General features: G+C 71.4%; 20 protein-coding genes. 13 read left to right on the top strand and 7 right to left on the bottom strand.

The annotated features are described in order from the left end of the window. Positions 1–195 precede the first annotated feature (195 nt). Positions 196–705 (bottom strand): SRPBCC family protein, encoded by a 510-nt coding sequence (locus ABWV20_RS04585; protein ID WP_353353641.1) that lies wholly within the window; start codon positions 703–705, stop codon positions 196–198. Between the two features lie 91 nt (positions 706–796). Here ABWV20_RS04585 and ABWV20_RS04580 point away from each other — a divergent pair, with 91 nt between their 5' ends. The 4 genes from ABWV20_RS04580 to ABWV20_RS04565 all read left to right on the top strand — a co-directional run bounded on the left by ABWV20_RS04580 (position 797) and on the right by ABWV20_RS04565 (position 5,129). Then, positions 797–1,291 (top strand): winged helix-turn-helix transcriptional regulator, encoded by a 495-nt coding sequence (locus tag ABWV20_RS04580; RefSeq protein ID WP_353353640.1) that lies wholly within the window; start codon positions 797–799, stop codon positions 1,289–1,291. A gap of 205 nt (positions 1,292–1,496) precedes the next feature. Continuing rightward, positions 1,497–2,651, top strand: a complete 1,155-nt coding sequence (gene pdhA, locus ABWV20_RS04575) for a pyruvate dehydrogenase (acetyl-transferring) E1 component subunit alpha (protein WP_353353639.1) — start codon at positions 1,497–1,499, stop codon at positions 2,649–2,651. Then, entirely contained in the window at positions 2,651–3,637 is a 987-nt protein-coding gene (locus ABWV20_RS04570) for an alpha-ketoacid dehydrogenase subunit beta (protein WP_353353638.1), read from the top strand. Before pdhA ends, ABWV20_RS04570 begins: the two co-directional genes overlap by 1 nt. A gap of 13 nt (positions 3,638–3,650) precedes the next feature. After that, positions 3,651–5,129, top strand: a complete 1,479-nt coding sequence (locus ABWV20_RS04565; RefSeq protein WP_353353637.1) for a dihydrolipoamide acetyltransferase family protein — start codon at positions 3,651–3,653, stop codon at positions 5,127–5,129. 26 nt (positions 5,130–5,155) lie between these two features. Here ABWV20_RS04565 and ABWV20_RS04560 read toward each other — a convergent pair whose 3' ends face one another. The 3 genes from ABWV20_RS04560 to ABWV20_RS04550 all read right to left on the bottom strand — a co-directional run bounded on the left by ABWV20_RS04560 (position 5,156) and on the right by ABWV20_RS04550 (position 8,785). Continuing rightward, a complete protein-coding gene (locus ABWV20_RS04560; RefSeq protein ID WP_353353636.1) occupies positions 5,156–6,361 on the bottom strand; it encodes a glycosyltransferase 87 family protein in 1,206 nt (401 codons plus the stop codon). Between the two features lie 77 nt (positions 6,362–6,438). Beyond that, on the bottom strand, positions 6,439–6,630 hold the full coding sequence (locus ABWV20_RS04555; RefSeq protein WP_353353635.1) for a hypothetical protein: 192 nt from the start codon (positions 6,628–6,630) through the stop codon (positions 6,439–6,441). A 76-nt stretch (positions 6,631–6,706) separates the two neighbouring features. Next, positions 6,707–8,785: an MDR family MFS transporter gene (locus ABWV20_RS04550; RefSeq protein WP_353353634.1), complete on the bottom strand. Its 2,079-nt coding sequence runs from the start codon at positions 8,783–8,785 to the stop codon at positions 6,707–6,709. Between the two features lie 72 nt (positions 8,786–8,857). Between ABWV20_RS04550 and ABWV20_RS04545 the strand changes: the two genes are divergently transcribed. Further along, the gene (locus tag ABWV20_RS04545; RefSeq protein WP_353353633.1) at positions 8,858–9,451 is read left to right on the top strand and encodes an acyl-CoA-like ligand-binding transcription factor; all 594 of its coding nucleotides are present in this window, start codon (positions 8,858–8,860) and stop codon (positions 9,449–9,451) included. A gap of 2 nt (positions 9,452–9,453) precedes the next feature. Here ABWV20_RS04545 and ABWV20_RS04540 read toward each other — a convergent pair whose 3' ends face one another. Further along, entirely contained in the window at positions 9,454–9,804 is a 351-nt protein-coding gene (locus ABWV20_RS04540; RefSeq protein WP_353353632.1) for a TraR/DksA family transcriptional regulator, read from the bottom strand. Positions 9,805–9,916: 112 nt separating this feature from the next. On the opposite strand from ABWV20_RS04540, the gene ABWV20_RS04535 reads away from it, so the two are divergent. Continuing rightward, positions 9,917–11,374 (top strand): hypothetical protein, encoded by a 1,458-nt coding sequence (locus ABWV20_RS04535; RefSeq protein WP_353353631.1) that lies wholly within the window; start codon positions 9,917–9,919, stop codon positions 11,372–11,374. Positions 11,375–11,450: 76 nt separating this feature from the next. Further along, positions 11,451–12,716, top strand: coding sequence for an Nramp family divalent metal transporter (locus tag ABWV20_RS04530; RefSeq protein WP_353353630.1), 1,266 nt, complete (start codon positions 11,451–11,453; stop codon positions 12,714–12,716). 86 nt (positions 12,717–12,802) lie between these two features. Here ABWV20_RS04530 and ABWV20_RS04525 read toward each other — a convergent pair whose 3' ends face one another. Beyond that, positions 12,803–13,393 carry a TetR/AcrR family transcriptional regulator gene (locus tag ABWV20_RS04525; protein WP_353353629.1) on the bottom strand — a complete coding sequence of 197 codons (591 nt, stop codon included), beginning with the start codon at positions 13,391–13,393 and terminating at the stop codon, positions 12,803–12,805. 90 nt (positions 13,394–13,483) lie between these two features. Here ABWV20_RS04525 and ABWV20_RS04520 point away from each other — a divergent pair, with 90 nt between their 5' ends. The 6 genes from ABWV20_RS04520 to ABWV20_RS04495 all read left to right on the top strand — a co-directional run bounded on the left by ABWV20_RS04520 (position 13,484) and on the right by ABWV20_RS04495 (position 20,029). Further along, entirely contained in the window at positions 13,484–14,557 is a 1,074-nt protein-coding gene (locus ABWV20_RS04520) for an ABC transporter permease (protein ID WP_353353628.1), read from the top strand. A 114-nt stretch (positions 14,558–14,671) separates the two neighbouring features. Beyond that, the gene (locus ABWV20_RS04515) at positions 14,672–15,820 is read left to right on the top strand and encodes an acyl-CoA dehydrogenase family protein (protein WP_353353627.1); all 1,149 of its coding nucleotides are present in this window, start codon (positions 14,672–14,674) and stop codon (positions 15,818–15,820) included. Then, complete coding sequence (locus ABWV20_RS04510; RefSeq protein ID WP_353353626.1) at positions 15,820–16,878, top strand: acyl-CoA dehydrogenase family protein; 1,059 nt, start codon at positions 15,820–15,822, stop codon at positions 16,876–16,878. The genes ABWV20_RS04515 and ABWV20_RS04510 overlap by 1 nt, the downstream gene beginning before the upstream one ends. Positions 16,879–16,932: 54 nt before the next feature. Then, positions 16,933–17,709 (top strand): enoyl-CoA hydratase-related protein, encoded by a 777-nt coding sequence (locus ABWV20_RS04505; protein ID WP_353353625.1) that lies wholly within the window; start codon positions 16,933–16,935, stop codon positions 17,707–17,709. 217 nt (positions 17,710–17,926) lie between these two features. Beyond that, a complete protein-coding gene (locus tag ABWV20_RS04500) occupies positions 17,927–19,063 on the top strand; it encodes an MFS transporter (RefSeq protein WP_353353624.1) in 1,137 nt (378 codons plus the stop codon). A gap of 228 nt (positions 19,064–19,291) precedes the next feature. Then, complete coding sequence (locus tag ABWV20_RS04495) at positions 19,292–20,029, top strand: GAF and ANTAR domain-containing protein (protein ID WP_353353623.1); 738 nt, start codon at positions 19,292–19,294, stop codon at positions 20,027–20,029. A gap of 23 nt (positions 20,030–20,052) precedes the next feature. On the opposite strand, the gene ABWV20_RS04490 is transcribed toward ABWV20_RS04495, so the two are convergent. Next, on the bottom strand, positions 20,053–20,817 hold the full coding sequence (locus ABWV20_RS04490) for a sigma-70 family RNA polymerase sigma factor (protein ID WP_353353622.1): 765 nt from the start codon (positions 20,815–20,817) through the stop codon (positions 20,053–20,055). Positions 20,818–20,869: the final 52 nt, after the last annotated feature.

Genomic DNA, 20,869 nt, shown 5'->3' with positions numbered 1-20,869 from the left:
CGTGACCGCCTACGGGCAGTTTCCCGTGGCCGTCGACACACCGGGTCGCACTGACTTGCCTGACGGGTCAGTGCGGCTTTCTGATCACCGGGTCGCACTGACCCGCGTGACGGGTCAGTGCGTCAGGGGCTGGAGCTGGGACGGAGGTGCGCGACCGGGATGGTTCGGTCAGCGGTGGGTGGCGTGCGGGCTGGATCAGGAGGCGTCGGGGACCTGGGCTGTCCCCGCCAGAGCCGCCTCGAGGGATTCCGGGTTGCTGAACTCCCCGGGTCGCCCGGCGCCTGACCGAATGAGGTCTCGAAGGCTGCCGAGCACGTACTGGCCCCAAGCCGTCTCACACACGTCGAAGCACTCCACCGCCCGGGTGAGGCCGAAGTGCGTGAAGGTCAGGCGGGTTCGGCCATCGGGGCCGTCCTCGCGGCTGATGTCGAACCGAATCGTCGTGCCCGTCCACTCCTGCGGGTCTGCGAGGAAGTCGAGGTGGCTGTCGACGACGAGCCACTCCACCCGTTCTCCTGGCCGGAGCGCCGTGGTCCGTTGCTTCGAGAAGTGGATGTCCGGAGCCACGTAGACCCACTCGGCGCCGAGGGTCCCGGTCTCCCCGACGACGTTGTCCGACCACCAGTGCCGGACGTCGTTGATGGCCTCGTACACCTGCTCCGGCGACTGGTCGACGGTGAAGGAGTGCGTCAGGTCCTGTCCCATGAGGTTGCCTCTCCGTATTACTTGCATGATGCAAGAAGACGCTACGACGGTCTGCTTTCGTGATGCAAGTAGTTTCTCCTAGACTGCTGCCATGCTCGGCAAGACGTACGACTCCCAGGTGTGCTCGATGGCGCGGGCGCTCGAGCTCGTCGGGGAGCGGTGGAGCCTGCTCATCGTGCGCGATGCGCTGTTCGCCGGCGTGACGCGCTTCGGCGACTTCCAGCACAACCTCGGAATCGCGACCAACGTCCTCGCGTCGCGGCTCGAGGCGTTCGTCGCGGCCGGGATCATGGAGCGCCGAGACATCCTGGGCCACCCGCGCCAGGCTGAGTACGTCCTCACCGACAAGGGGCGAGACCTCGCTCCGGCGATGGTGGCGCTGACGCACTGGGGCGACCGCTGGGCCGCCCCTGGCGAGCCGCCCATCGTGTACCTCCACGCCGACTGCGGTGGCGAGGTCCGGGCCGACACCGTGTGCGAGAGGCACGCCCCGATCCCGGCGGGGGAGATCGGCGTGCGACCGGGCCCCGGCATGCCCGCTGCCTACCTTGCGAACCGTCGCCCGCGACGAGACGGAGCACCCTGAGGAGGTGCTGGGCCGACCCACCTACCGTGAGTAGCCGTCCCGCATTGTGAGATTTCCGGAGGGCTCCGGTAAGTTCCGTGCCGAGGACCCCTCACGCGTCCGCCGTCACCCTCGGCGGGCCGCGTGACCCAGCCGTCGGGCGGGTGAACCCCGCGCACGGCCCGACCAGAAATGCCGGAACTCCACGTCCGGTGAAGGAGCCCCAGTGAGCGACAAAGTAGTCGCCGAGCTGCACGAGCCGACCCCAGCGGTCGGTGACGGCGGCCCGGACATGATCCAGCTGCTGACCCCCGAGGGCGAGCGTCTCTCTCACCCCGACTACGACAAGTACGTCGCGGACCTCACGCCCGAGGACCTGCGGAGCTTCTACCGCGACCTCGTGCTGATCCGCCGCCTGGACGCCGAGGGGTACGCCCTCCAGCGCCAGGGCGAGCTCGGACTGTGGCCCAGCCTGCTCGGCCAGGAGGCGGCCCAGGTCGGCTCGGGTCGCGCGCTCAAGCCGCACGACATGTGCTTCCCGACGTACCGCGAGCACGGCGTCGGCTTCGTGCGCGGCATGGACCCGCAGAGCTCACTGCAGCTCTTCCGCGGTGTCAGCCAGGGCGGGTGGGACCCCAAGGAGCACAACTTCCACCTCTACACCATCGTCATCGGCGCCCAGACCCTGCACGCCACCGGCTACGCCATGGGCGTCAAGATGGACGGCAACGTCGGCACCGGCGACCCCGACCGCGACACGGCCGTCATCTGCTACTTCGGTGATGGCGCCTCCTCGCAGGGCGACGTCAACGAGGCCTTCGTCTACGCCGCGTCCTTCGACGCCCCCGTCGTGTTCTTCTGCCAGAACAACCAGTGGGCGATCTCGGAGCCGGTCTCCAAGCAGACGAGGATCCCGCTCTTCCAGCGCGCCCGCGGTTTCGGCTTCCCGGGCATGCGGGTCGACGGCAACGACGTCCTCGCGACGTACGCCGTGACCCAGCACTGCCTCGAGGAGGCCCGCAACGGCAACGGCCCGCTCCTCATCGAGGCCTTCACCTACCGCATGGGTGCGCACACGACGGCGGACGACCCGACGAAGTACCGCGTCTCGGCCGAGGTCGAGCAGTGGAAGTTCCGCGACCCGATCCTGCGTCTGAAGACCTACCTGTCCCGGGAGGGCTGGGCCGACGAGGCGTTCTTCACGCAGGTCGACGAGGAGGCGGACCAGTTCGCCGCCGAGCTGCGCCACGGCTGCATCACCATGGACACGATGCCGGGCGAGGCGATGTGGGACCACGTCTACGCGGAGGACCACCCGGTGATGGAGGCCGAGCGGGCCGCCTTCGTGGCCTACCAGGCGAGCTTCGAGGAGGCGAACTGATGGCGCTCGAGAAGGTGACCCTTGGGAAGAGCATCACGAGCGGCCTGCGCAGGGCCATGGAGAAGGACCCGAAGGTCGTCCTCATCGGTGAGGACATCGGCAAGCTGGGCGGGGTCTTCCGGATCACCGAGGGCCTGCAGAAGGACTTCGGCGAGGCCCGCGTCATCGACTCACCGCTCGCGGAGTCCGGCATCGTCGGCACGGCCGTCGGCCTGGCCCTGCGCGGCTACCGCCCCGTCTGCGAGATCCAGTTCGACGGCTTCGTCTACCCGGCGTTCGACCAGATCGTCAGCCAGGTCGCGAAGATGCACGCGCGCTCCCTGGGCGCGGTGAAGATGCCCCTCGTCATCCGGATCCCCTTCGGGGGCGGCATCGGCAGCCCCGAGCACCACTCGGAGAGCCCTGAGGCGTACTTCGCCCACACGGCCGGCCTGCGCGTCGTCGCGTGCTCCAACCCGGAGGACGCCCACTGGATGATCCAGCAGGCGATCGAGTGCGACGACCCGGTGATGTTCTTCGAGCCGAAGCGCCGCTACCACGACCGCGGCGAGTACGACACGGCCGCTGCCGAGGCTCCGCGGGGTCTCTTCGAGGCCAACGTCGTCCGCGAGGGGACCGACGTCACGCTGCTCGGCTACGGCCCCGTGGTCAAGACGATGCTCGAGTCGGCGGCCGCCGCCGAGGCAGACGGCACCTCGATCGAGGTCATCGACCTGCGGTCGCTCTCCCCGCTGCCGATCGACACGATCGTCGCGTCGGTCCGCAAGACCGGCCGGCTCGTCGTCGTCCACGAGGCGAGCAGCTTCCTCGGGATGGCCTCGGAGATCTCCGCCCAGGTCACCGAGCAGTGCTTCTACGAGCTCGAAGCCCCGGTGATCCGCGTCAACGGCGCCAACATCCCGTACCCGCCGAGCCGGATGGAGGAGGACTTCCTCCCCGACCTCGACCGGATCCTCGACGGCGTCGACCGCGCCCTGGCGTACTGAAGGACTGGCACACATGGCAATTCGGACGTTCAACCTTCCCGACCCCGGCGAGGGCCTCGTCGAGGCCGAGATCGTCGAGTGGAAGGTCGCACCCGGCGACACGGTCAAGGTCAACGACATGGTCCTCGAGATCGAGACCGCCAAGTCACTTGTCGAGCTGCCGATCCCGTGGTCGGGCACCGTCACGGAGCTCCTCGTCGAGGTCGGCGACACCGTGGACGTCGGCACGCCGATCATCAGCATCGACGACGGCCAGCCGGACCAGGCCGCGCCTGCCGCTCCGGCGGGCGAGGCCAAGCAGGAGCAGCAGGAGGCCATCCTCGTCGGCTACGGCGCCAAGGCCGGCGCCACCGCCCGGAGAGCCCGCAAGCAAGCCGATGGCCGTATGCCGCTGGGCTCGGTCCCCGAGGCGACGCCGGCTCGCGCGTCGGCTCCGACGGAGACCGAGCAGGTGGCCGAGCAGGAGCCCATCGCAGAACCGGTCGCGCCGGCCCCCAGGGCGGAGTCCCCGGCGCCGGCACCTGCCCCCGTCGCCCGGGAGGGACGGCCCAAGGCCAAGCCGCCCGTCCGCAAGCTGGCCAAGGACCTCGGTGTCGACCTGTGGTCCGTGCCCGGCTCCGGGCCGGAGGGCATCATCACCCGCGACGACGTCCAGGCGTTCGCGTCCGGTGCGAGCGACACTGCAGCTCAGGCTGTTTCGGCTGGAGGCGAAGCGGCGGCGAGCGTCGGTGCGGAGGCGGGCCCAGCGGCATACGGCATGCTTCTGGGGTCCGGCGAGCGGGAGGTGCGCACTCCCATCAAGGGCGTACGCAAGATGACCGCGCAGGCGATGGTGGGCTCTGCGTTCACCGCTCCGCACGTCACCGAGTGGGTCACCGTCGACGTGACGCGCACGATGGAGCTCGTCGACCGGCTGAAGCGGGACAAGGAGTTCCGCGACGTCAAGGTGACGCCGTTGCTCATCCTGGCCAAGGCGATGATCCTCGCGATCCGCCGCAACCCGGGCGTCAACGCGACGTGGGACGAGGCCGCGCAGGAGATCGTCCAGAAGAACTACGTCAACCTCGGTATCGCGGCTGCCACACCGCGCGGCCTGATCGTCCCGAACATCAAGGACGCCCACGGGATGTCCCTGCTCGGGCTCGCGCAGGCGATCGGCGAGCTCACCGGCACGGCCCGCGAGGGGCGCACCCAGCCGGCGGAGATGTCGGGCGGGACGATCACGATCACCAACGTCGGCGTGTTCGGCGTCGACAGCGGCACCCCCATCATCAACCCCGGTGAGTCGGCGATCGTGGCCTTCGGGGCGGTCCGGAAGATGCCCTGGGTGGTCACCGCTGCCGACGGCACCGACGAGATCGCGGTCCGGCACGTCACGCAGCTGGCGATGAGCTTCGACCACCGGCTCATCGACGGGGAGCTCGGGTCGAGGTTCCTGGCCGATCTCGCGGCGATCATGGAGGACCCGAGCCGGGCTCTGGTCTGGGGCTGACCCCCCTTCCACCGCAACACACCCGCTTACCGGCTGCTTGCCCCCGTTGCATCTGGGGTGATCACGCGGTGAGCGGGTGTGTTGCGTTTGTGGCCGGCGACCTGGATGGCAGCAGCCGCACCCAGCGTGGCGAGCGCCAGGAGGGTGTAGGCATCGGACAGGAGCTTCGTGACCACCGGGGCGAGGTGCTCACGCCCGTCACCTGATGGCGCCAGCCAGACGACCCGCGTCAGGAGGACGACGAGCCAGGCTGCGGCCAGGGTCAGGAGAACGGCCGGGCGGCGACCCGTGCCGGCGTCCCGGTGGGAGACCAGCCAGAGCACGAGCGGCACGGTCCACACCCAGTGGTGGATCCACGAGATGGGCGAGATGAGGAGGCCGCACAGGGCCACGAGGAGCACGGTCCCGATCGCGTCACGCTCGCCCGCCCGTTGCACGGCCACCAGGGTGATGAGGACGACGGTGACCACGAGGAGTGCGGTCACGACGGGGAACCCGCCCGGGCCGGCGGCTCGCCAGACGGCACCCTTGATGGACTGGTTCGACAGGAACTCGACACCGCCCACGCGCTCCGGGCTCCAGACCGCGCGTGTCCAGAAGTCGAGCCACGACGCCGGCATCACGAGGGCAGGAACGATGGTCAGCACCGCGCTCGCGGCGGCGGTCCGGGCGAGGATGCGCCATTCGCGGCGCACGAGGGGAAGGAGCAGGAAGACTGCGGGCGTGAGCTTGATGCAGATGGCGATGGCCACGAGCAGCCCGGCGGCGCGGCTGCGGCGGGGCATGAGCACGAGCAGGTCGAGCAGGACGAGCGCGGCGAGGATGAGGTTGACCTGGCCGAAGCGAACCGTCTCGGCAACCGGCTCGGTCAGCGCAGCGAGCAGCACGATGGGGACGCCGAGGCGTCGGTCGATGTCCAGGTGCCGGACACTCAGCGCGACGATCGTCGAGAGGCCCAGGTAGGACAGGGCGGCCACGGCGACCGTCGCGGCACCCGGAGGGACGAGGGCCAAGGCCGTGAACAGGGCCGCGGAGAACGGGGGATAGGTGAACGGCAGCTGCCCGTCCCCGCCCTGGTACACCGCGTCGCCGCCGCCGAGCACGGCCTCGCCCGCACGGCGGTAGACCTCGAGGTCGATGGGCAGGCCAGGCGACGTGGCGACGTGGACGGCAGCGAGGGCCACGGAGAGGAGGAGGTACGCAAAGGTGAGACGACGGTCTCCGAGCGACACGCGTTGTCCTTCCGACGTCAACACGACGAGGTGCCGCTACCAAGGGAACCCCTGGCAACGGCACCTCGCCGGAAGCCTTATGTGAGCGGGCAGCTCACGCTACCTGCGAAGGACTTCCAGTAGTCGGCCCGGTCGTTCTTGGTGTCGCCGACGTACCAGACGTCCTGGTAGGGAGCCACGCGGAGCATGACGACCTTGTTGTTGTAGATGCAGATCGTCCGGCTCCCGTTGTTGATGATGGAAGACAGCGCAGACTGCCGGGTGCACACGCACCCGGCGTGGAGGGGTGCCTCGCAGCGGGAGTGAGCCCAGCGGCATACGGGCCCCACCGGTGTCGGCGCGGGGTCAGGCGCGGGCGCGCATCGCGTCGACCAGGTAGGCCGACGTGAGGTCGTCACCGACTCGCTCGAGCATCTCGATGTCGACGGCCTCGTACCGCTGCGCCACCGTGGGCTCGACCGTCGTCATGACGGTGCGGGCGTCGCGCTCCGCCACGGCGGTGGCCAGCTCGCGCTTGAGCTCCGCGGTCAGCGGCCCGGATCGGCGGGCGGCCTCGGCCACCTCGACGGCGTAGCACTCGGTGTCCGCCGCCACGGCGTGGTCCTCGGTCGTCAACATGCGAGCGGTGCGCTGGAGGAGCGCTGCCCCCCGCTGCAGGTCGCCGGCCCCGACCTCGGCGACGGCCCGGGACAGGAGGGGCCGGTCGCCGGAGAGCGCGGCATCTGCGAGCAGCCCCAGGCGGAGCCCGAGGAGGCGCTCCTTCGTGCGGGTGTTGCCGGCGTCGCGCCCGAGGGGGACGACGAGCTCGTCATCGGGGGCGGTCTGGCCCATGGTGTCGAGCAGCTCACGCCCGGCCTCGTCGGCGGTGTGCACGGTGTTGCGCAGCGGTAGCTCCTTGATGAAGAGCGTGGCGACGAGCGCGATGGCGAACGGGACCAGGCCCCAGAGGAAGACGGCGTGGAGCGAGTCGGCCAGTCCCTGCTGCACGCCGGTGACGACGTCGGCGGGCAGGTTGGCCAGGGTTGAGGGGTCGAGCACGGACCCGGCGTCGACCTGCTGGCCCGAGGTCGCGAGGCGCTCAGCCGCTCCGGGCGGCAGGTGCGAGGCGATGTTGACAGCGAGGCCACTCGACATGATGGTGCCGAAGACGGCGATCCCGACCGTCGAGCCGACGTTGCGGAAGAACTGCGTCGAGGCGGTCGCGACGCCGAGGTCGCGGCGCTGGGCGGAGTTCTGGACGATGAGCGTGTAGACCTGCATGGCGATGCCCAGGCCGATGCCGAAGACGACCATCGCCAGGGTCAGGTCGAGCTCCGTCGCGCCGTAGTCGAGCCGGATCAGCATCCAGAAGCCGGCTCCCATGATGAGGATGCCGATGAGCGTCTGGAGCTTGTAGCGACCTGTCCTCGTGATGACGAACCCGGCCACGATGGACAGGCCGATCATCGCGACGGACATCGGCATGAGGATGAGGCCGGAGTTCGTCGCGGAGACGCCGAGGACCCCCTGCGCATAGACCGGCAGGTAGATCATCGCGCCGAACATCATGACCGAGACCATGAAGCTCGCGACGTTGGACAGGGTGAAGACCGAGCTGCGGAAGAGCCGCAGCGGCAGCACCGGCTCGACGGCCCGGCGCTCGACCGCGATGAAGGCCAGGAGCGCCGCGACCCCGGCGGCATAGAGGCCCAGCGTCACCGGTGATCCCCAGGCCAGCGTCGTGCCACCGAGCGAGGTGGGCACGAGGAGGAGGATCAGCGCGACGGAGAGCAGCGCGATCCCGGCCTTGTCGATGACGGTCTCGCGGTCGACGTGCTCGAGGTGGAGGAAGCGGAAGACCCCGAAGTAGGCGATGATCCCGATCGGCAGGCTGATGAAGAACAGCCAGCGCCAGCCCCAGTTGTCGGTGACGAAGCCGCCGACGAGGGGTCCGAGGATGGACGAGACCCCGAAGACGCCGCCCATCAGGCCCTGGTACTTGCCCCGCTGCCGCGGCGGGATGATGTCGCCGATGATCGTCTGGGACAGCGGCATGAGCGTGCCCATCCCGACGCCCTGGAGGGCGCGCGCGCCGATCAGCCACCAGAAGTTCTGGGCGAAGCCGGACAGGACCGAGCCGACCATGAAGACCACGAGGCCGCCGAGGTAGAACCCGCGCCGCCCGTAGAGGTCGGACAGCTTGCCGACGATGGGCACGGTGATCGCGCTGACGAGCATGGCGGCGGTCGCGAGCCAGGAGTAGTGGTCCATCCCGCCGAGCTCGGCGACGATGCGGGGCATGGCCGGTCCGACGATGGTCTGGCTGATCGAGGCGACCAGCATGCCGAGCATGAGCGCGATGAAGATCTGCCTCGCGCGGGGGTCGAGCCCGGTCGAGACCTCGTCCGGCTCGATGGTCCGGGGCGGGGCGGTGGATGACGGCATGGACCAACGATACGTAATTCTTGCATTCACTGCAAAATTGCGATCACTGCACGAATTTCCTATGCTGCCCACATGACCGAGCCGGACTGTGGCCTGCGTGAGCGCAAGAAGCGCGAGACCCGCCTCGCGATCCACCGCGCCGCCCTCGGCCTCGTCGAGGAGTCCGGATTCGACGCCGTCACGACCGACCAGATCGCAGCTCGTGCAGGGGTGAGCCCGCGCACCTTGTTCAACTACTTCCCGACCAAGGAGAGCGCCGTCCTCGGTGCGACCCCGGCAGACCTCGGCGAGATGCGGGCCCTGCTCGACGCCCGACCGGCGAACGAGCCGATCCTCCAGTCGATCCGCGCCATCGTCGAGGCCCGACTCTCCCCGACGACGTACGACCCGCAGCTGCGCGCGCAGCGCCGACGGGTCATCCTGAGTGAGCCGTCCCTCGGGCCAGCGTTGGTGGGCAACAACATCCGGGCGGAGAACGTCCTCACCGAGCTCGTCGCCGACCGGCTCGGGCTCGACCCTCGGGAGTCAGTGCGGCCTCGGGTCACCGTCGCGAGCGCGCTCGCCGCGGTGAGGGCCTGCATCGAGCACCAGTACTCCGGGGGGAGCGGCACCGTCGAGGAGGCAGTGGACGAGGCCTTCAGCCTCCTCGAGCACGGCTTCGCCTGAGCTCACGCGCGGCCGGCGTGCTCCACACACGTCCGCGCCGTGGGTCGGGCCTCGAGCCGCTCCTCTGGGATGCGGCGGCCGCACACGACGCAGAGCCCGTAGATGCCTTGGGCGAGCCGCTCCTGGGCGGCGTCGATCTCGGCGAGGTGCTGCTCGGCGTGGTCGATGAGGGCAGCGACCTGCGAGCGCTCGTAGGCGATCGTCGCACCTTCGGGGTCGTGCTCGTCGTCCGAGTTGGCGTCCACGGTCGCCTCGACAACCTGGCCGAACTCCCGCCGGAGTCCTTCGAGCCGATCCACGGTGGTCTGGCGCTCCTCGGCCAACCGTGTGCTGTGAGTCGTCGTGTCCGTCACTCGCGGGCCTCCTTGCCTTCCTCGATCCGAACTACCCCACATTGTCCCCCTCCACCCCGGCCTCGGGCGGTGTGTGGCCCGTCACGCCCGCCCGAACGGGCAGGATGGGCTCATGGGCGAGCACAGCGGCGTGGTCTTTCCGGTCGACGAGGCGTCCGGTCGGCGCAGCACGGCCGCCCTCGGGCGAGCGGTGGTCACCGACGCGCTCCGCGCGGCCGACCCGGTCGGGGCCGCCTCGGCTGCGCGAGAGACCAACTGGCGTCAGGGCTACCTCCAGCACTTCCGCCGCCTCGTCGAGGCGGGCCTGCCCAGCGCCGTGGTCGCCGAGTCCATTGCTCGGGAGGGGCTCGCCTCCGTGCACGGTCGGATGCGCTGGCTCGGGCCCTCGGGCGAGGGGCCGCTCGCCGCGGCGCTCGAGGAGCGGACCGGCTCGCTGGGCTCCCACACGATCCGTGGCGAGGGTGCCCCCGACCGCACGGTGTCGATGCCGTATGCCGCTGAGCGCGCTTCCGGGGACCGGCTCCGTCGCGTGCTGGCCGGGTGGGTCGAGCGCGGCGTCGTGGAGCCGAGCTGTGCGGAGGCCGTCGAGCTGGTCATGGACAACCCGGACTGGCTCGACCTGTCCGACCAGACGGTCGTCGTCCTCGGGGCGGCCGCCGAGATGGGCCCGCTCCGGTCCCTGCTCAGGTGGGGCGCCGACGTCGTGGCGGTCGACCTCCCGCGACGGGAGCTCTGGCACAGACTCATCGGCGACACCCGGCGCCTGGCCGGCTCGATGACCGTGCCGGTGCAGCCGGGCCCCGGCTCCGTGGAGGACCGGCTCGGCGGGGACCTGGTGCACGACCTCGCGTCGGTGACGCGGTGGGTCGCGCAGCGGGAGGGCCCGTTGGTCCTCGGCAACTACGTCTACGCCGACGGCGCGACGAACGTCCGGGTCGCCACGGCCGTCGACGCCCTGACGCAGAGGGTCGTCGAGGACCGTGGCCGCGAGGACGTCTCACTGGCCTTCCTCGCGACGCCGACCGACGTGTTCGCGGTCCCGCCCGCCGCGGTGGCCAGGTCCGTCGAGAACTACGCCCAGCGGCATACGTCCAAGGTCCTGCGGGTGCCACTGCGGACCCTCAGCGGGGGGCGCCTGCTCCGCCGCAACTACGTGCCGGGCGAGGACCCGGGCATCAACGACTCCGTCGTCCTCCAGCAGGGCCCGAACTACCTGCTCGCCAAGCGGCTCCAGCGGTGGCGGGCCACCGCCTACCGCGCCGACGGTGGCGTCGTCTCGCTCAAGGTCGCCCCGCCCACTCGCACGCGGTCGGTCCTGAAGAACCGGGCGCTGGCCGCGGCCTACGCCGGGGCGCACCGGTTCGGGGTGGAGGTCTTCGAGCCGGGGACCGCGAACACGCTCATGGCGATCCTCCTCGTCCATGACCTGCGCACGGGCTCCCCGGCGCACGAGCACCCGTGGCAGGACGAGGCGGATGCGGCGGTCCACGGCGGGCTGTGGACGTCGAGCTACGACCCGCGCAGTGCGCTGGGGATCGCGGCGCTGCTGGGGTTCGCCGCCGCTCGCTGACACCGCACCCGCGGCGCCACGTCGCGACGGGTCCTTCGGGTTGGCGTGACGGGCGTCGAGGGCCCATGCTCTGACCATGGCTGAGCGAACGGAGCGCGCACCGTCGTCACGGGTCGACGACCGGTCCCCCGAGCACGGCCTCGGCGGGACCTTCAGCGCGCCCCGCACCCTCGTGCCGGCGCTGCTCGCGGCGATCGCCTACGTCGACCCCGGCAACTTCGGCGTCAACATCAGCTCCGGCGCCCAGCACGGCTACGCCCTCGTGTGGGTCGTCGTCTTCGCCAGCTGCGCGGCCATGGTCATCCAGTACCTCGCCGCGAAGCTCGGCATGGTGACGGGCCTCAGCCTCGCGGAGCACAGTGCCCGTCGGTACCCCGGAGTCGGTCGGATCCTGCTCTGGACCCAGGCCGAGATCGTCGTCATCATGACCGACCTGGCTGAGATCGTGGGCGGGGCCATCGCCCTCCACCTGCTCTTCGGCATGCCGCTCATGTGGGGTGCCGTCGCCGTGACCGGGTTCAGCCTGGTCGTGCTCTACCTCAAGGTGCACGGCCGCAGCCACTTCGAGTCCGTCGTGCTCGTCCTCCTCGCCGTCATCATCGGGTCGCTGCTCTGGCAGGTCCTGATCGCCGAGGTCGACCGAGTCGCCCTGCTGCGGTCCGCCGTGCCCGGGCCGCTCGACTCCTCGGCGGCCCTGCTCGCGGTCGGCATCGTCGGCGCGACCGTCATGCCGCACGCCCTGCACTTCCACTCGGCGGCGTCGCGGGCCCGCGACGACGGCACGACGGAGCCCTCGCAGGAGACCCGGATGCGGGTGGGGCGGCAGACCGTGCGCTCCGTCGTCATCGCGATGACGGTCGCAGGTGCGGCGAACATCAGCCTCGTCGTCTTCGCGGCCGCGCTGCCGAGCCAGGCCGGAGCGAGCATCGAGACGGCCTATGCGGCCCTCGGCGCCCAGGCGGGGCAGATCGCGGCCACGATGCTCGCCGTGGCGCTGCTCGCCTCCGGGCTGGCGTCGACGCTCGTCGGTGTGCAGACCGGCGACGTCGTCATGACCGGCTTCGGCAGGCGGCCGATCCCGGCCCTGCTCCGCCGGACCCTGGCCGTGGTGCCGGCCCTCGTCATCCTCGGCTTCGGCGTCGAGCCCACGCTGGCCCTGGTGTGGAGCCAGGTCGTCCTGTCGTTCGCGCTTCCCGGCACGCTCGTCCCGCTCCTGCTCTTCACCCATGACCGCCGCCTCATGGGGGCGATGGCCAACCACCGGCTGACGACCGTCGTCGCGTGGCTCATCACGGCGGTCATCGTCGGGCTGGTCGGCTTCCTCCTCGTCAGCGGCGCCTGACCGGCTCACTGAGCCCGCGCTGGCTCGGTGACGGCTGGCCGACCGGCGGCTGTGGGGGTCTCAGCGGGCTGCGAGCCCAGCCAGGGTCAGGGGAGGTCGCCGGCCAGGTAGCGCTGGATCGTCGGACCGACGTGGGCGGCCAGCTCGTCGACGCTCATGCTCGCGACCGGCTCGATCCCGACCACCCGGCGGGCGAGGACCATGCCGATGATCTGAGTGGCGGCGAGGGAGGCGCGGGCGCGGGCGTCCGGCCGATGGAGGTGCCGGGCGTAGCTGCCGATGATGACGCTGTCGATGAAGTCGCGGATGACCTCGTGGCCGGTGTCCTCGGACAGGGCCGAGCGCATCAGCCCGAGCAGGGCCGGCCCGGTGGTCGGGTCGTCGAGGATCGACCCCACGGTGCGCACGATGCGCTCGCCGATCCCGTCGAGCCCCGCCGCGAAGACCTCGTCGATCTTCTGGTGCGGGTCGACCGGAAGCTCCAGGGCGGCGGCGAACAGGCCGTCCTTGTTGCCGAAGTAGTAGGGGACCAGCGCCACGTCGACCCCGGCGCCCTCGGCGACCGCCCGCATCGTCGTCCCCTTGAAGCCGCGGCTCGCGAAGAGGGCGCGAGCCGCCGTGAGGATGTCGCCCCGGACGTCCTCACGGTCGGAGCGCGGGCCGGGACGTCGGGACATGGGCCCAGCATAGCCCGCGATTCATCACCTGTTGAAACTAACGGCCGACCTCCCCTATGGTGGTTTCAACAGCCGTTGAAAGGAGTTGTCATGTCATCCGGTCTCACGCACGACGCACCCCCCGCCGACGCCTCGGGCGAGCGTCCCCGGGGACGAGCCACAGAGCCCCGGGCCGCCGCCGTGGAGCACGTCCCGCCGGGCGGGCCGCTCGGCGCCATCGTCCTCCTCACCCTCCTCATCGGTGTCGTCCTCACCGCCTTTGCCCTGCCGGCCGTCCACAGCGAGCCCAGGGCCGTGCCCATCGGCCTCGCTGGACCCGCACCAGCGATCCAGCAGGTCGCCGGTGGCCTGAGCTCGAAAGCCCCCGGCGCGTTCGAGGTGCAGACCTTCGCGGACGAGACGGCCCTGACGCAGGCGATCCGGGACCGGGACGTCTACGGCGGCATCGCGCTCGCGCCGGCCGGCGCGAGCGTCCTGACCGCGCCCGCCGCGAGCCCGGCCGTCGCGCAAGGCCTGTCCGCCCTCGCGACGCAGCTGGGCCAGCAGCAGGGCCGGGCAGTGCCCGTCAAGGAGGTCGTGTCGTTGCCGGCGCAGGACAGCCGAGGAGCCGGCCTGGCGACCGCGCTGCTGCCGCTGTTCATCGCCGCGATCGCTCCCGTGCTGGTGATGAACCGGATCGTCAGGGGCGCATGGGGCAGGCTCGCGGCGGTGCTCTCCGCGGCCGTCGTCCTCGGGGCGGCGCTCGCCGGGCTGTTGCACTGGTACGACGTGTTCGAGGGCAGCTGGCTGCTCGAGGCGAGCGCCATGGCCCTCGTCATCGCGGCGATGTCGGCCACCCTGCTCGGCCTGCTCCTCGTCGCCGGGCTGCCCGGGATGGGACTCGGCGCGGCACTGTTCCTGCTCGTCGGCAACCCGTTGTCCGGACTGGCGACCGCACCTGAGTTCCTCGCGGAGCCCTGGCACACGATCGGGGCCTGGCTCCCACCGGGTGCGGGCGGTCAGCTCCTGCGCAGTGCCGCCTACTTCGACGGGGCCGGCGCTGGACCGCACCTCGTGGTCCTCGGTGCCTGGCTCGCCCTCGGCCTGGTCCTCGTCGCGCTCGGCGCCGGCAGGCTGCGCGCGCGCTCGGTCCCGCGGGCGGTGCCGGCTGCCACCACCGCCTGAGGTCCCGCGGGAGGAAGGGGCAGCCGTGGTCCGGGCGCACCGGGGTGGCTGATGTCGTGACACGCTGTGGTCGTCGCCCGACGAAGGGTGTCAGAGGCACAGGAGGACTGGGACATGAGCCGTCAGCTGGTTCCGCCGGTCGTGGTCGAGGGTGCGGCCCTGCTCGATCTTCGGCTGGAGGTGCGTGAGTTCCTCGCGGAGCAGGTCTCGGCCGGTCGCTTCGTCCCGCATGTCGACACGTGGCTGACGCGATGGGACCGCGACTTCACCCGGGAGCTCGCGGCCCGCGGCTGGCTGGGGATGGTCATCCCGACGGAGTACGGAGGTCAGGGGCGCACCTACCTCGAGCGGTTCGTCGTCACGGAGGAGCTGCTCGTCGTCGGTGCCCCGGTCGCGGCCCACTGGGTCGCCGAGCGCCAGATCGGGCCCTCCCTGCTGACCTATGGCACCGAGGAGCAGAAGCGCGACTTCCTGCCGCGGATCAGCCGCGGGGAGGTCGTCTTCGGCATCGGGATGAGCGAGCCCGACTCGGGCTCGGACCTGGCCAGCGTCCGCACGCGGGCCGAGCGGGTCGAGGGCGGGTGGCGGCTGACGGGCACGAAGGTGTGGACCTCCGGCGCCCATGAGGCGGACGCGTTCTTCGCGCTGGCTCGCTCGGCACCGCTCGACCCGGCCCACCGTCACGAGGGCCTGAGCCAGTTCATCGTCGACCTGGGCGCGCCGGGGGTGTCGATCCGCCCGATCATCTCGATGGGCGGGGACCACCACTTCAACGAGGTCCACCTCGACGGCGTCCTCGTCCCGGACGACCGGGTGCTCGGGACCATCGGCGAGGGGTGGCGACAGGTCACCTCCGAGCTGGGCTTCGAGCGCAGCGGCCCCGAGCGTTACCTGTCGACCTTCCAGCTGCTCGCGGCCGCTGCCCAGGCGATGGGGGAGGGCGGCCTGCCCCTCGACCAGGGTCTGGGCCGTCAGGTCGCCCGGGTCGCGGCGCTGCACCAGATGTCCTTCGCGGTCTCGACCGCGCTCGAGGCGCACGCCGAGGCCGACACGGCCGCGGCGGCGGTCAAGGTCCTCGGCACGACGGCGGAGGGCGACATCGCCGACTACGTCGACACGCTGACCGCGAGCGGCTGGATCGAGGACGAGGAGCTCTACACGCTCCTGCACGCGGCGATCCTCCAGCGCCCGGGGTTCACCCTGCGGGGCGGCACCAACGAGATCCTGCGCGGCGTCATCGCGCGCGGCCTGGGGATGCGCTGATGGCCGGGCTGGAGCACCTGGCCGTGTCGACGACGGCCGATCCCGACCTGGTCGGCATGCTGACCGACCTCTTCGCGACCTACCGGTCGACGCGGTCGGCGCCGACCGAGCACATCGAGTTCGACCCCGCCCTGTGGGCCCAGCTCGACGAGCTCGGCCTGACGCGGCTGACCGCCTCGGAGGCCAGCGGGGGCAGCGGTGCGAGCTGGATCGAGGGCGCGGCCCTCCTCGGGCTGGCTGCCGCGGCAGGGGCCCCGGCACCCCTGGTCGAGCACGGGGTGCTCGGTGCCTGGCTGCTCGAGGAGGCGGGGCTGCCCAACGACGGCGCGCTGCGCACGGTGTGCCGGCCGGACCCGTCGGGTCGGGCCCTCAACGTGACCTTCGGCCGGGACGCCACCTCTATCGTGGCGTTGTGGGAGGACGGCGAGCGGTGGCGGGTCGCGGACGTCCCGCAGGACCGGGTGAGCCTGACCGAGCGGCGAAACCTCGCGGGAGAGCCCTGTGACACGGTGCAGTTCGAGGTCGCTGACCTCGAGTCCGCTCCCGTCGTCGATGACTCGGTGGGCCACCAGTTCCACCTCCGGGGCGCGCTGGCCCGCTCGGCGCAGGTGTGCGGCGCCATGGAGCGGGTCCTCGAGCTCGTCCTCACGCACGCCCGTGAGCGGGAGCAGTTCGGTCGGCCGATCGGCCGGTTCCAGGCGGTGCAGCACCTCGTGGCCGACATCGCGACCGAGTCGTCCCTGGCCCGCGCGGCGACGGACACCGCGGTGGCTCGGGCGGCGTCCTCGCAGTGGCAGGACCCGGGCATGCTGTTCGCCGTCGGGGTGGCGAAGTCCTGCGTCGGACATGCTGCCTCGGTCGTCGTCCGAGGCGCCCACCAGGTCCTCGGCGCGATCGGCACCACGCTCGAGCACGAGCTGCACCTGCTGACCAAGCCGATCCTCGTGCGACGCAGCGAGTACGGATCCGTGCACGAGTGGGACGAGACGCTCGCCGAGCTCGCCGCCTCCGCGGGACGCGACCGGTTGTGGCCGCTGATCCTCACCGGCCGGCGCTGACCGCGGCCGTCACGACCGAGACGAAGGAGACCCATGAGTGAAGGCACGCAAGGCATGAGTGAAGTGACGTACGCCGTCGCCCACGCCGTCGCGACGATCACCCTGTCCGCCCCCGAGCGGCGCAACGCGCTGTCGGTCGAGATGTCCCGGGAGCTCATCGACGCCGCCCGGGCTGCCGAGGCCGACGCCACAGTGGGTGCGGTGGTCGTCACGGGCGGCCAGCACTTCTGCGCGGGCGCCGTCCGCGCCGTGCTCGCGGACACCGGGCTCGACCCCGTCGAGGACGAGGCCTACCGCAACCTCGAGACCGTCTACCGCGCGTTCACGACGATCGGCGACCTCGGCGTGCCGACGATCGCAGCGGTGCGCGGCGCCGCGGTCGGGGCCGGGCTCAACCTCGCCCTGGCCACCGACCTGCGGATCGTCTCGCGGACGGCGCGGCTGCTGCCCGGCTTCGCCCAGATCGGGATCCATCCCGGCGGGGGTCACTTCACCCTGCTCAACCGGGTGGCCGGCCGGGAGGCCGCCGCGGCGATGGGCCTCTTCGGCGAGGAGGTCTCCGGCGAGCGTGCCGTCCAGCTCGGGCTGGCCTGGTCCGCCCACGACGACGCCGAGGTCGAGACCGAGGCGCACGCCCTGGCCGGCCGCGTCGCCAGGGACCCCGAGCTCGCCCGTCGCCTCGTCCGCACCTTCCGGCGCGAGACCGTGCCCGGCGGCGTCCCCTGGGACGTCGCCGTCGAGCTCGAACGGTCCCCCCAGATGTGGTCGCTCCGGCGCAAGCACGGTCCCGCCCGAGGCGGAGAGGGTGCGACCGCCGCCGGTTCGGCGTAGTTGTTGCGGGGGCGCGGCGTCAGCCGCCGACGCACGCGCCGCCGAGGCGTGCCACTATGGCTCGGGCCGATGAGTGTCGGCCGACCGACCCGCCACACCGACTGAAGCACCCGACCACCCAGCCCAGCCCTCCACCCGAACACAGGATCTCGCTTTGCTCTCGTCCTACCGTCCTCTGTTCGAGGTCCCGGGGGCACGCACCTTCATCATCGGGGGGATGACCGCGCGCTCGGCGGGGGCGATGTTCGCCGTCGCGACCGTGGCGATGGTGGCGGCCCGACGCGGCTCGTACGAGCTGGCCGGTGCCGTCATGGCGGCGGGCCTCGTGGCCCTGGCCCTGGCCGCTCCACTCCTCGGGCGGCTCGTCGACCGCTACGGGCAGCGGCGCGTCGCCGTCCCGTTCTTCATCTGGTCGGGCTTCTGGGCCGTGCTGACGATGGTTGCGTCGTGGCGGGGCTGGCCGTCGTGGGTGCTCTTCATCACCTTCCCGCTCTGCGCCGTCATTCCCAACCTCGGCACGATGGCGCGGGCGCGGTGGTCGCACATCTTCGCCCACGACCCCCGCAGCCTGCACACGGCCATGTCCTTCGAGCAGGTGATGGAGGAGGTCACCTTCGTCATCGGTCCCGTCCTCGCGATCTGGCTGTCGACGACGTTGTTCCCCGAGGCCGGCTTCCTCTTCGCGGCGATCTGCTACGCCATCGGCGTGCTCGTCTTCGTCTCGGCCCGGTCGACCGAGCCGCCGATCGTCCCGCACCACGAGCGTCCCGCGGGCCACGCGCACCACAACCCCGGCCTCATCCCGCTCGCGTTCATCATGGTGATGACCGGGGCCATCTTCGGCGTCAACGAGGTCGTCACGCTCGCCGTCGCCGAGCACGCCGGGCACCACAACGTGGCGGGCGCGATCCTCGCGCTCTTCGCCGTCGGGTCGGCGTCCTCCGGCCTCGTGTTCGGCCAGGTGTCCCACGGACGCAACCTGACCAAGCTGCTCATCGTCGGCACGCTCGGGATGATGGTCCTCGAGGCGCCCGTGCTCCTGGCGGGCAACCTCTGGATCCTCGCGGCGATCATGCTCGTCGCCGGGATGGCCACGGCGCCGACCCTGATCACGACGATGAACATCATCGAGCGGATCGTCCCGAAGGCCCAGATCAACGAGGGCATGACGCTCGTGCTCACCGGTCTGATCATCGGCATCGCCGCCGGGTCGGCGATCTCGGGAGCCGTCATCGACCGGGTCGGGGCGCGCCACGGCTACTGGGTGGCTGTCCTCGCCGGCGCGGCAGCCTTCCTCATGGCGCTCGGCACGCGGGCCTTCCTGTCGCGCCGTGACATGCACAACTTGCGCTAGCCCGCCGACCCTCCACCGGCCCCAGCGAGCGGGTGCCGGCTTAGCGGCATACGGCTGCCGTATGCCGCTGGGCTCGCTCCTGCTCGCGCCCGACGAGGGTGCCCCTTCCGGTGGGCGGTCCGTCACTTCAGTGGCGGTGGCCCGGTGGGCGCTGGGGCGTGCGAGGATGAGCGCAGCGAGGTGCCGCCCGGCAGAAGTAGAGGGCGACGACTATCGGAGGACCACGGGATGACTGACGACCAACCCAGCGACGAGGGCACTCGTGACGTCTTCGTGCGGCTTTCCGGCCTGATCTACGCGGGCGCGGACGAGTCCGACGTCTACCAGTCGATCGTCGATGCTGCGTGCCGACTCGTCGACGGGTGCGAGCGCGCGTCGATCATGCTCAAGCAGCGCGAGCGTTTCGTCACCGCAGCCTCGACCGACGACATCGCCCGCCGGGCGGACGAGATCGAGCGGGAGGTCCGCGAGGGGCCGTGCTACGACGCCGTGCTCGACGAGGCCTACCAGCACGACGCCGACCTCACTGCGGGCACCAGCCCGTGGCCCCGGTTCACCGAGCGGGTCATCACGGAGACCCCGGTGCGCTCGGCCATCGGCTACCGACTCTTCCTCGACGGCGACAAGGTCGGCGCGCTCAACCTCTTCGCCGACCAGCCGGGTGCGCTCACCGAGCGCTCCGCGGACCAGGGAGCCGTCCTCGCCTCCTTCGCCTCGGTGGCGCTGATGGCCCTCCGAGCCCGTGAGGAGGCGGCGACGCTGCGCCTGGGCCTGCAGAGCAACCGAGAGATCGGCAAGGCGGTGGGGCTGCTCATGGCGGCGCACCACATGGGTGCCGAGCAGGCGTTCGAGGTGCTCCGACGCACCTCGCAGGAGCTGAACATGAAGCTCGCGCACGTCGCGGAGCAGGTCGTCCGTGGCCAGGAGCAGCAGTACGGCCACCAGGGGCCGCCCGAGCGGAGCTGAGCCGAGGTGGCCCGCGTGCCACCTCAGCGGGGTGCGACCCCTCCCGACTCGAGCTCGTCGCGAAGCAGTCCGAGCACGCGGCGGAGGGTCCGGCTCACCTGCATGGGGCTCAGTCCCATGGCCTCGGCGATCTCCGCCTGGCTCAGACCGGTGTCGAAGCGCAACGCGACCATGGCGCGCTCCCGTGCCGGCAGCCGGGAGATGGCCAGGCGCACGACGATGACGTCGTCGGCCGGCGGCTCGTGGGTGTCCCGTCTGGCGGTGTGGCGCCGCGGCCGGTCCGTGGTCGGTCCGGCGTCGTCGGCCGTGACGTCCAGCGACGCCGGCCGGAGGTTCTCCGCCGCGACCAGGGCCTCGCGGACCTGGTCGACGCGGAGCCCGAGGTCCTCCGCGAGCTCCGCCTCGCTGGGCTCCCGCCCCAGCCGCTGCGTGAGGCGGCCCTGGGCCGCGGCCACGAGCTGGCGTCGCTCCTGCAGCTCGCGCGGTGGCCGGACGAGCCAGCCGTGGTCCCGGAAGTGCCGTCGCAGCTCACCCGTGATGGTCGGAGTGGCGTACGCGCCGAACTCCGTCTCCTGCTCCAGGTCGAACCGGTGCACCGCCTTGAGCAGGGCGAGGAACGCGACCTGCTCGAGGTCCTCGAACTCCAGCCCGCGGCCTGCATAGCGGCGGGCGAGGGCCCTCGCCAGGGGCATGTGGAGGCGGGCGGCCTCGTCGAGGGCGGCACGACGCTCGTGGGCGTTCGACGAGGACAGGACGGTGGCGATGAGCTCACGCGTTCGCGCATCCACACGAGGCTCGGCCGAGGGGAGGGTCGGGTCGGGCAACAGTGCTCCAGCGGGT

The organism is Intrasporangium sp. DVR (assembly GCF_040365325.1).
Taxonomy (GTDB): domain Bacteria; phylum Actinomycetota; class Actinomycetes; order Actinomycetales; family Dermatophilaceae; genus Intrasporangium.
Note: the sequence above shows the minus strand (reverse complement) of the source record. Positions and strands in the feature narration are given on the sequence as shown.

Bases quoted from the DNA above. Each gene is read 5' to 3' on its own strand.
- ABWV20_RS04585 (WP_353353641.1), bottom strand. From the start codon at position 705: ATGGGACAGGACCTGACGCACTCCTTCACCGTCGACCAGTCGCCGGAG.
- ABWV20_RS04580 (WP_353353640.1), top strand. From the start codon at position 797: ATGCTCGGCAAGACGTACGACTCCCAGGTGTGCTCGATGGCGCGGGCG.
- ABWV20_RS04570 (WP_353353638.1), top strand. From the start codon at position 2,651: ATGGCGCTCGAGAAGGTGACCCTTGGGAAGAGCATCACGAGCGGCCTG.
- ABWV20_RS04565 (WP_353353637.1), top strand. From the start codon at position 3,651: ATGGCAATTCGGACGTTCAACCTTCCCGACCCCGGCGAGGGCCTCGTC.
- ABWV20_RS04550 (WP_353353634.1), bottom strand. From the start codon at position 8,785: ATGCCGTCATCCACCGCCCCGCCCCGGACCATCGAGCCGGACGAGGTC.
- ABWV20_RS04545 (WP_353353633.1), top strand. From the start codon at position 8,858: ATGACCGAGCCGGACTGTGGCCTGCGTGAGCGCAAGAAGCGCGAGACC.
- ABWV20_RS04535 (WP_353353631.1), top strand. From the start codon at position 9,917: ATGGGCGAGCACAGCGGCGTGGTCTTTCCGGTCGACGAGGCGTCCGGT.
- ABWV20_RS04530 (WP_353353630.1), top strand. From the start codon at position 11,451: ATGGCTGAGCGAACGGAGCGCGCACCGTCGTCACGGGTCGACGACCGG.
- ABWV20_RS04525 (WP_353353629.1), bottom strand. From the start codon at position 13,393: ATGTCCCGACGTCCCGGCCCGCGCTCCGACCGTGAGGACGTCCGGGGC.
- ABWV20_RS04520 (WP_353353628.1), top strand. From the start codon at position 13,484: ATGTCATCCGGTCTCACGCACGACGCACCCCCCGCCGACGCCTCGGGC.
- ABWV20_RS04515 (WP_353353627.1), top strand. From the start codon at position 14,672: ATGAGCCGTCAGCTGGTTCCGCCGGTCGTGGTCGAGGGTGCGGCCCTG.
- ABWV20_RS04510 (WP_353353626.1), top strand. From the start codon at position 15,820: ATGGCCGGGCTGGAGCACCTGGCCGTGTCGACGACGGCCGATCCCGAC.
- ABWV20_RS04505 (WP_353353625.1), top strand. From the start codon at position 16,933: ATGAGTGAAGTGACGTACGCCGTCGCCCACGCCGTCGCGACGATCACC.
- ABWV20_RS04500 (WP_353353624.1), top strand. From the start codon at position 17,927: ATGACCGCGCGCTCGGCGGGGGCGATGTTCGCCGTCGCGACCGTGGCG.
- ABWV20_RS04495 (WP_353353623.1), top strand. From the start codon at position 19,292: ATGACTGACGACCAACCCAGCGACGAGGGCACTCGTGACGTCTTCGTG.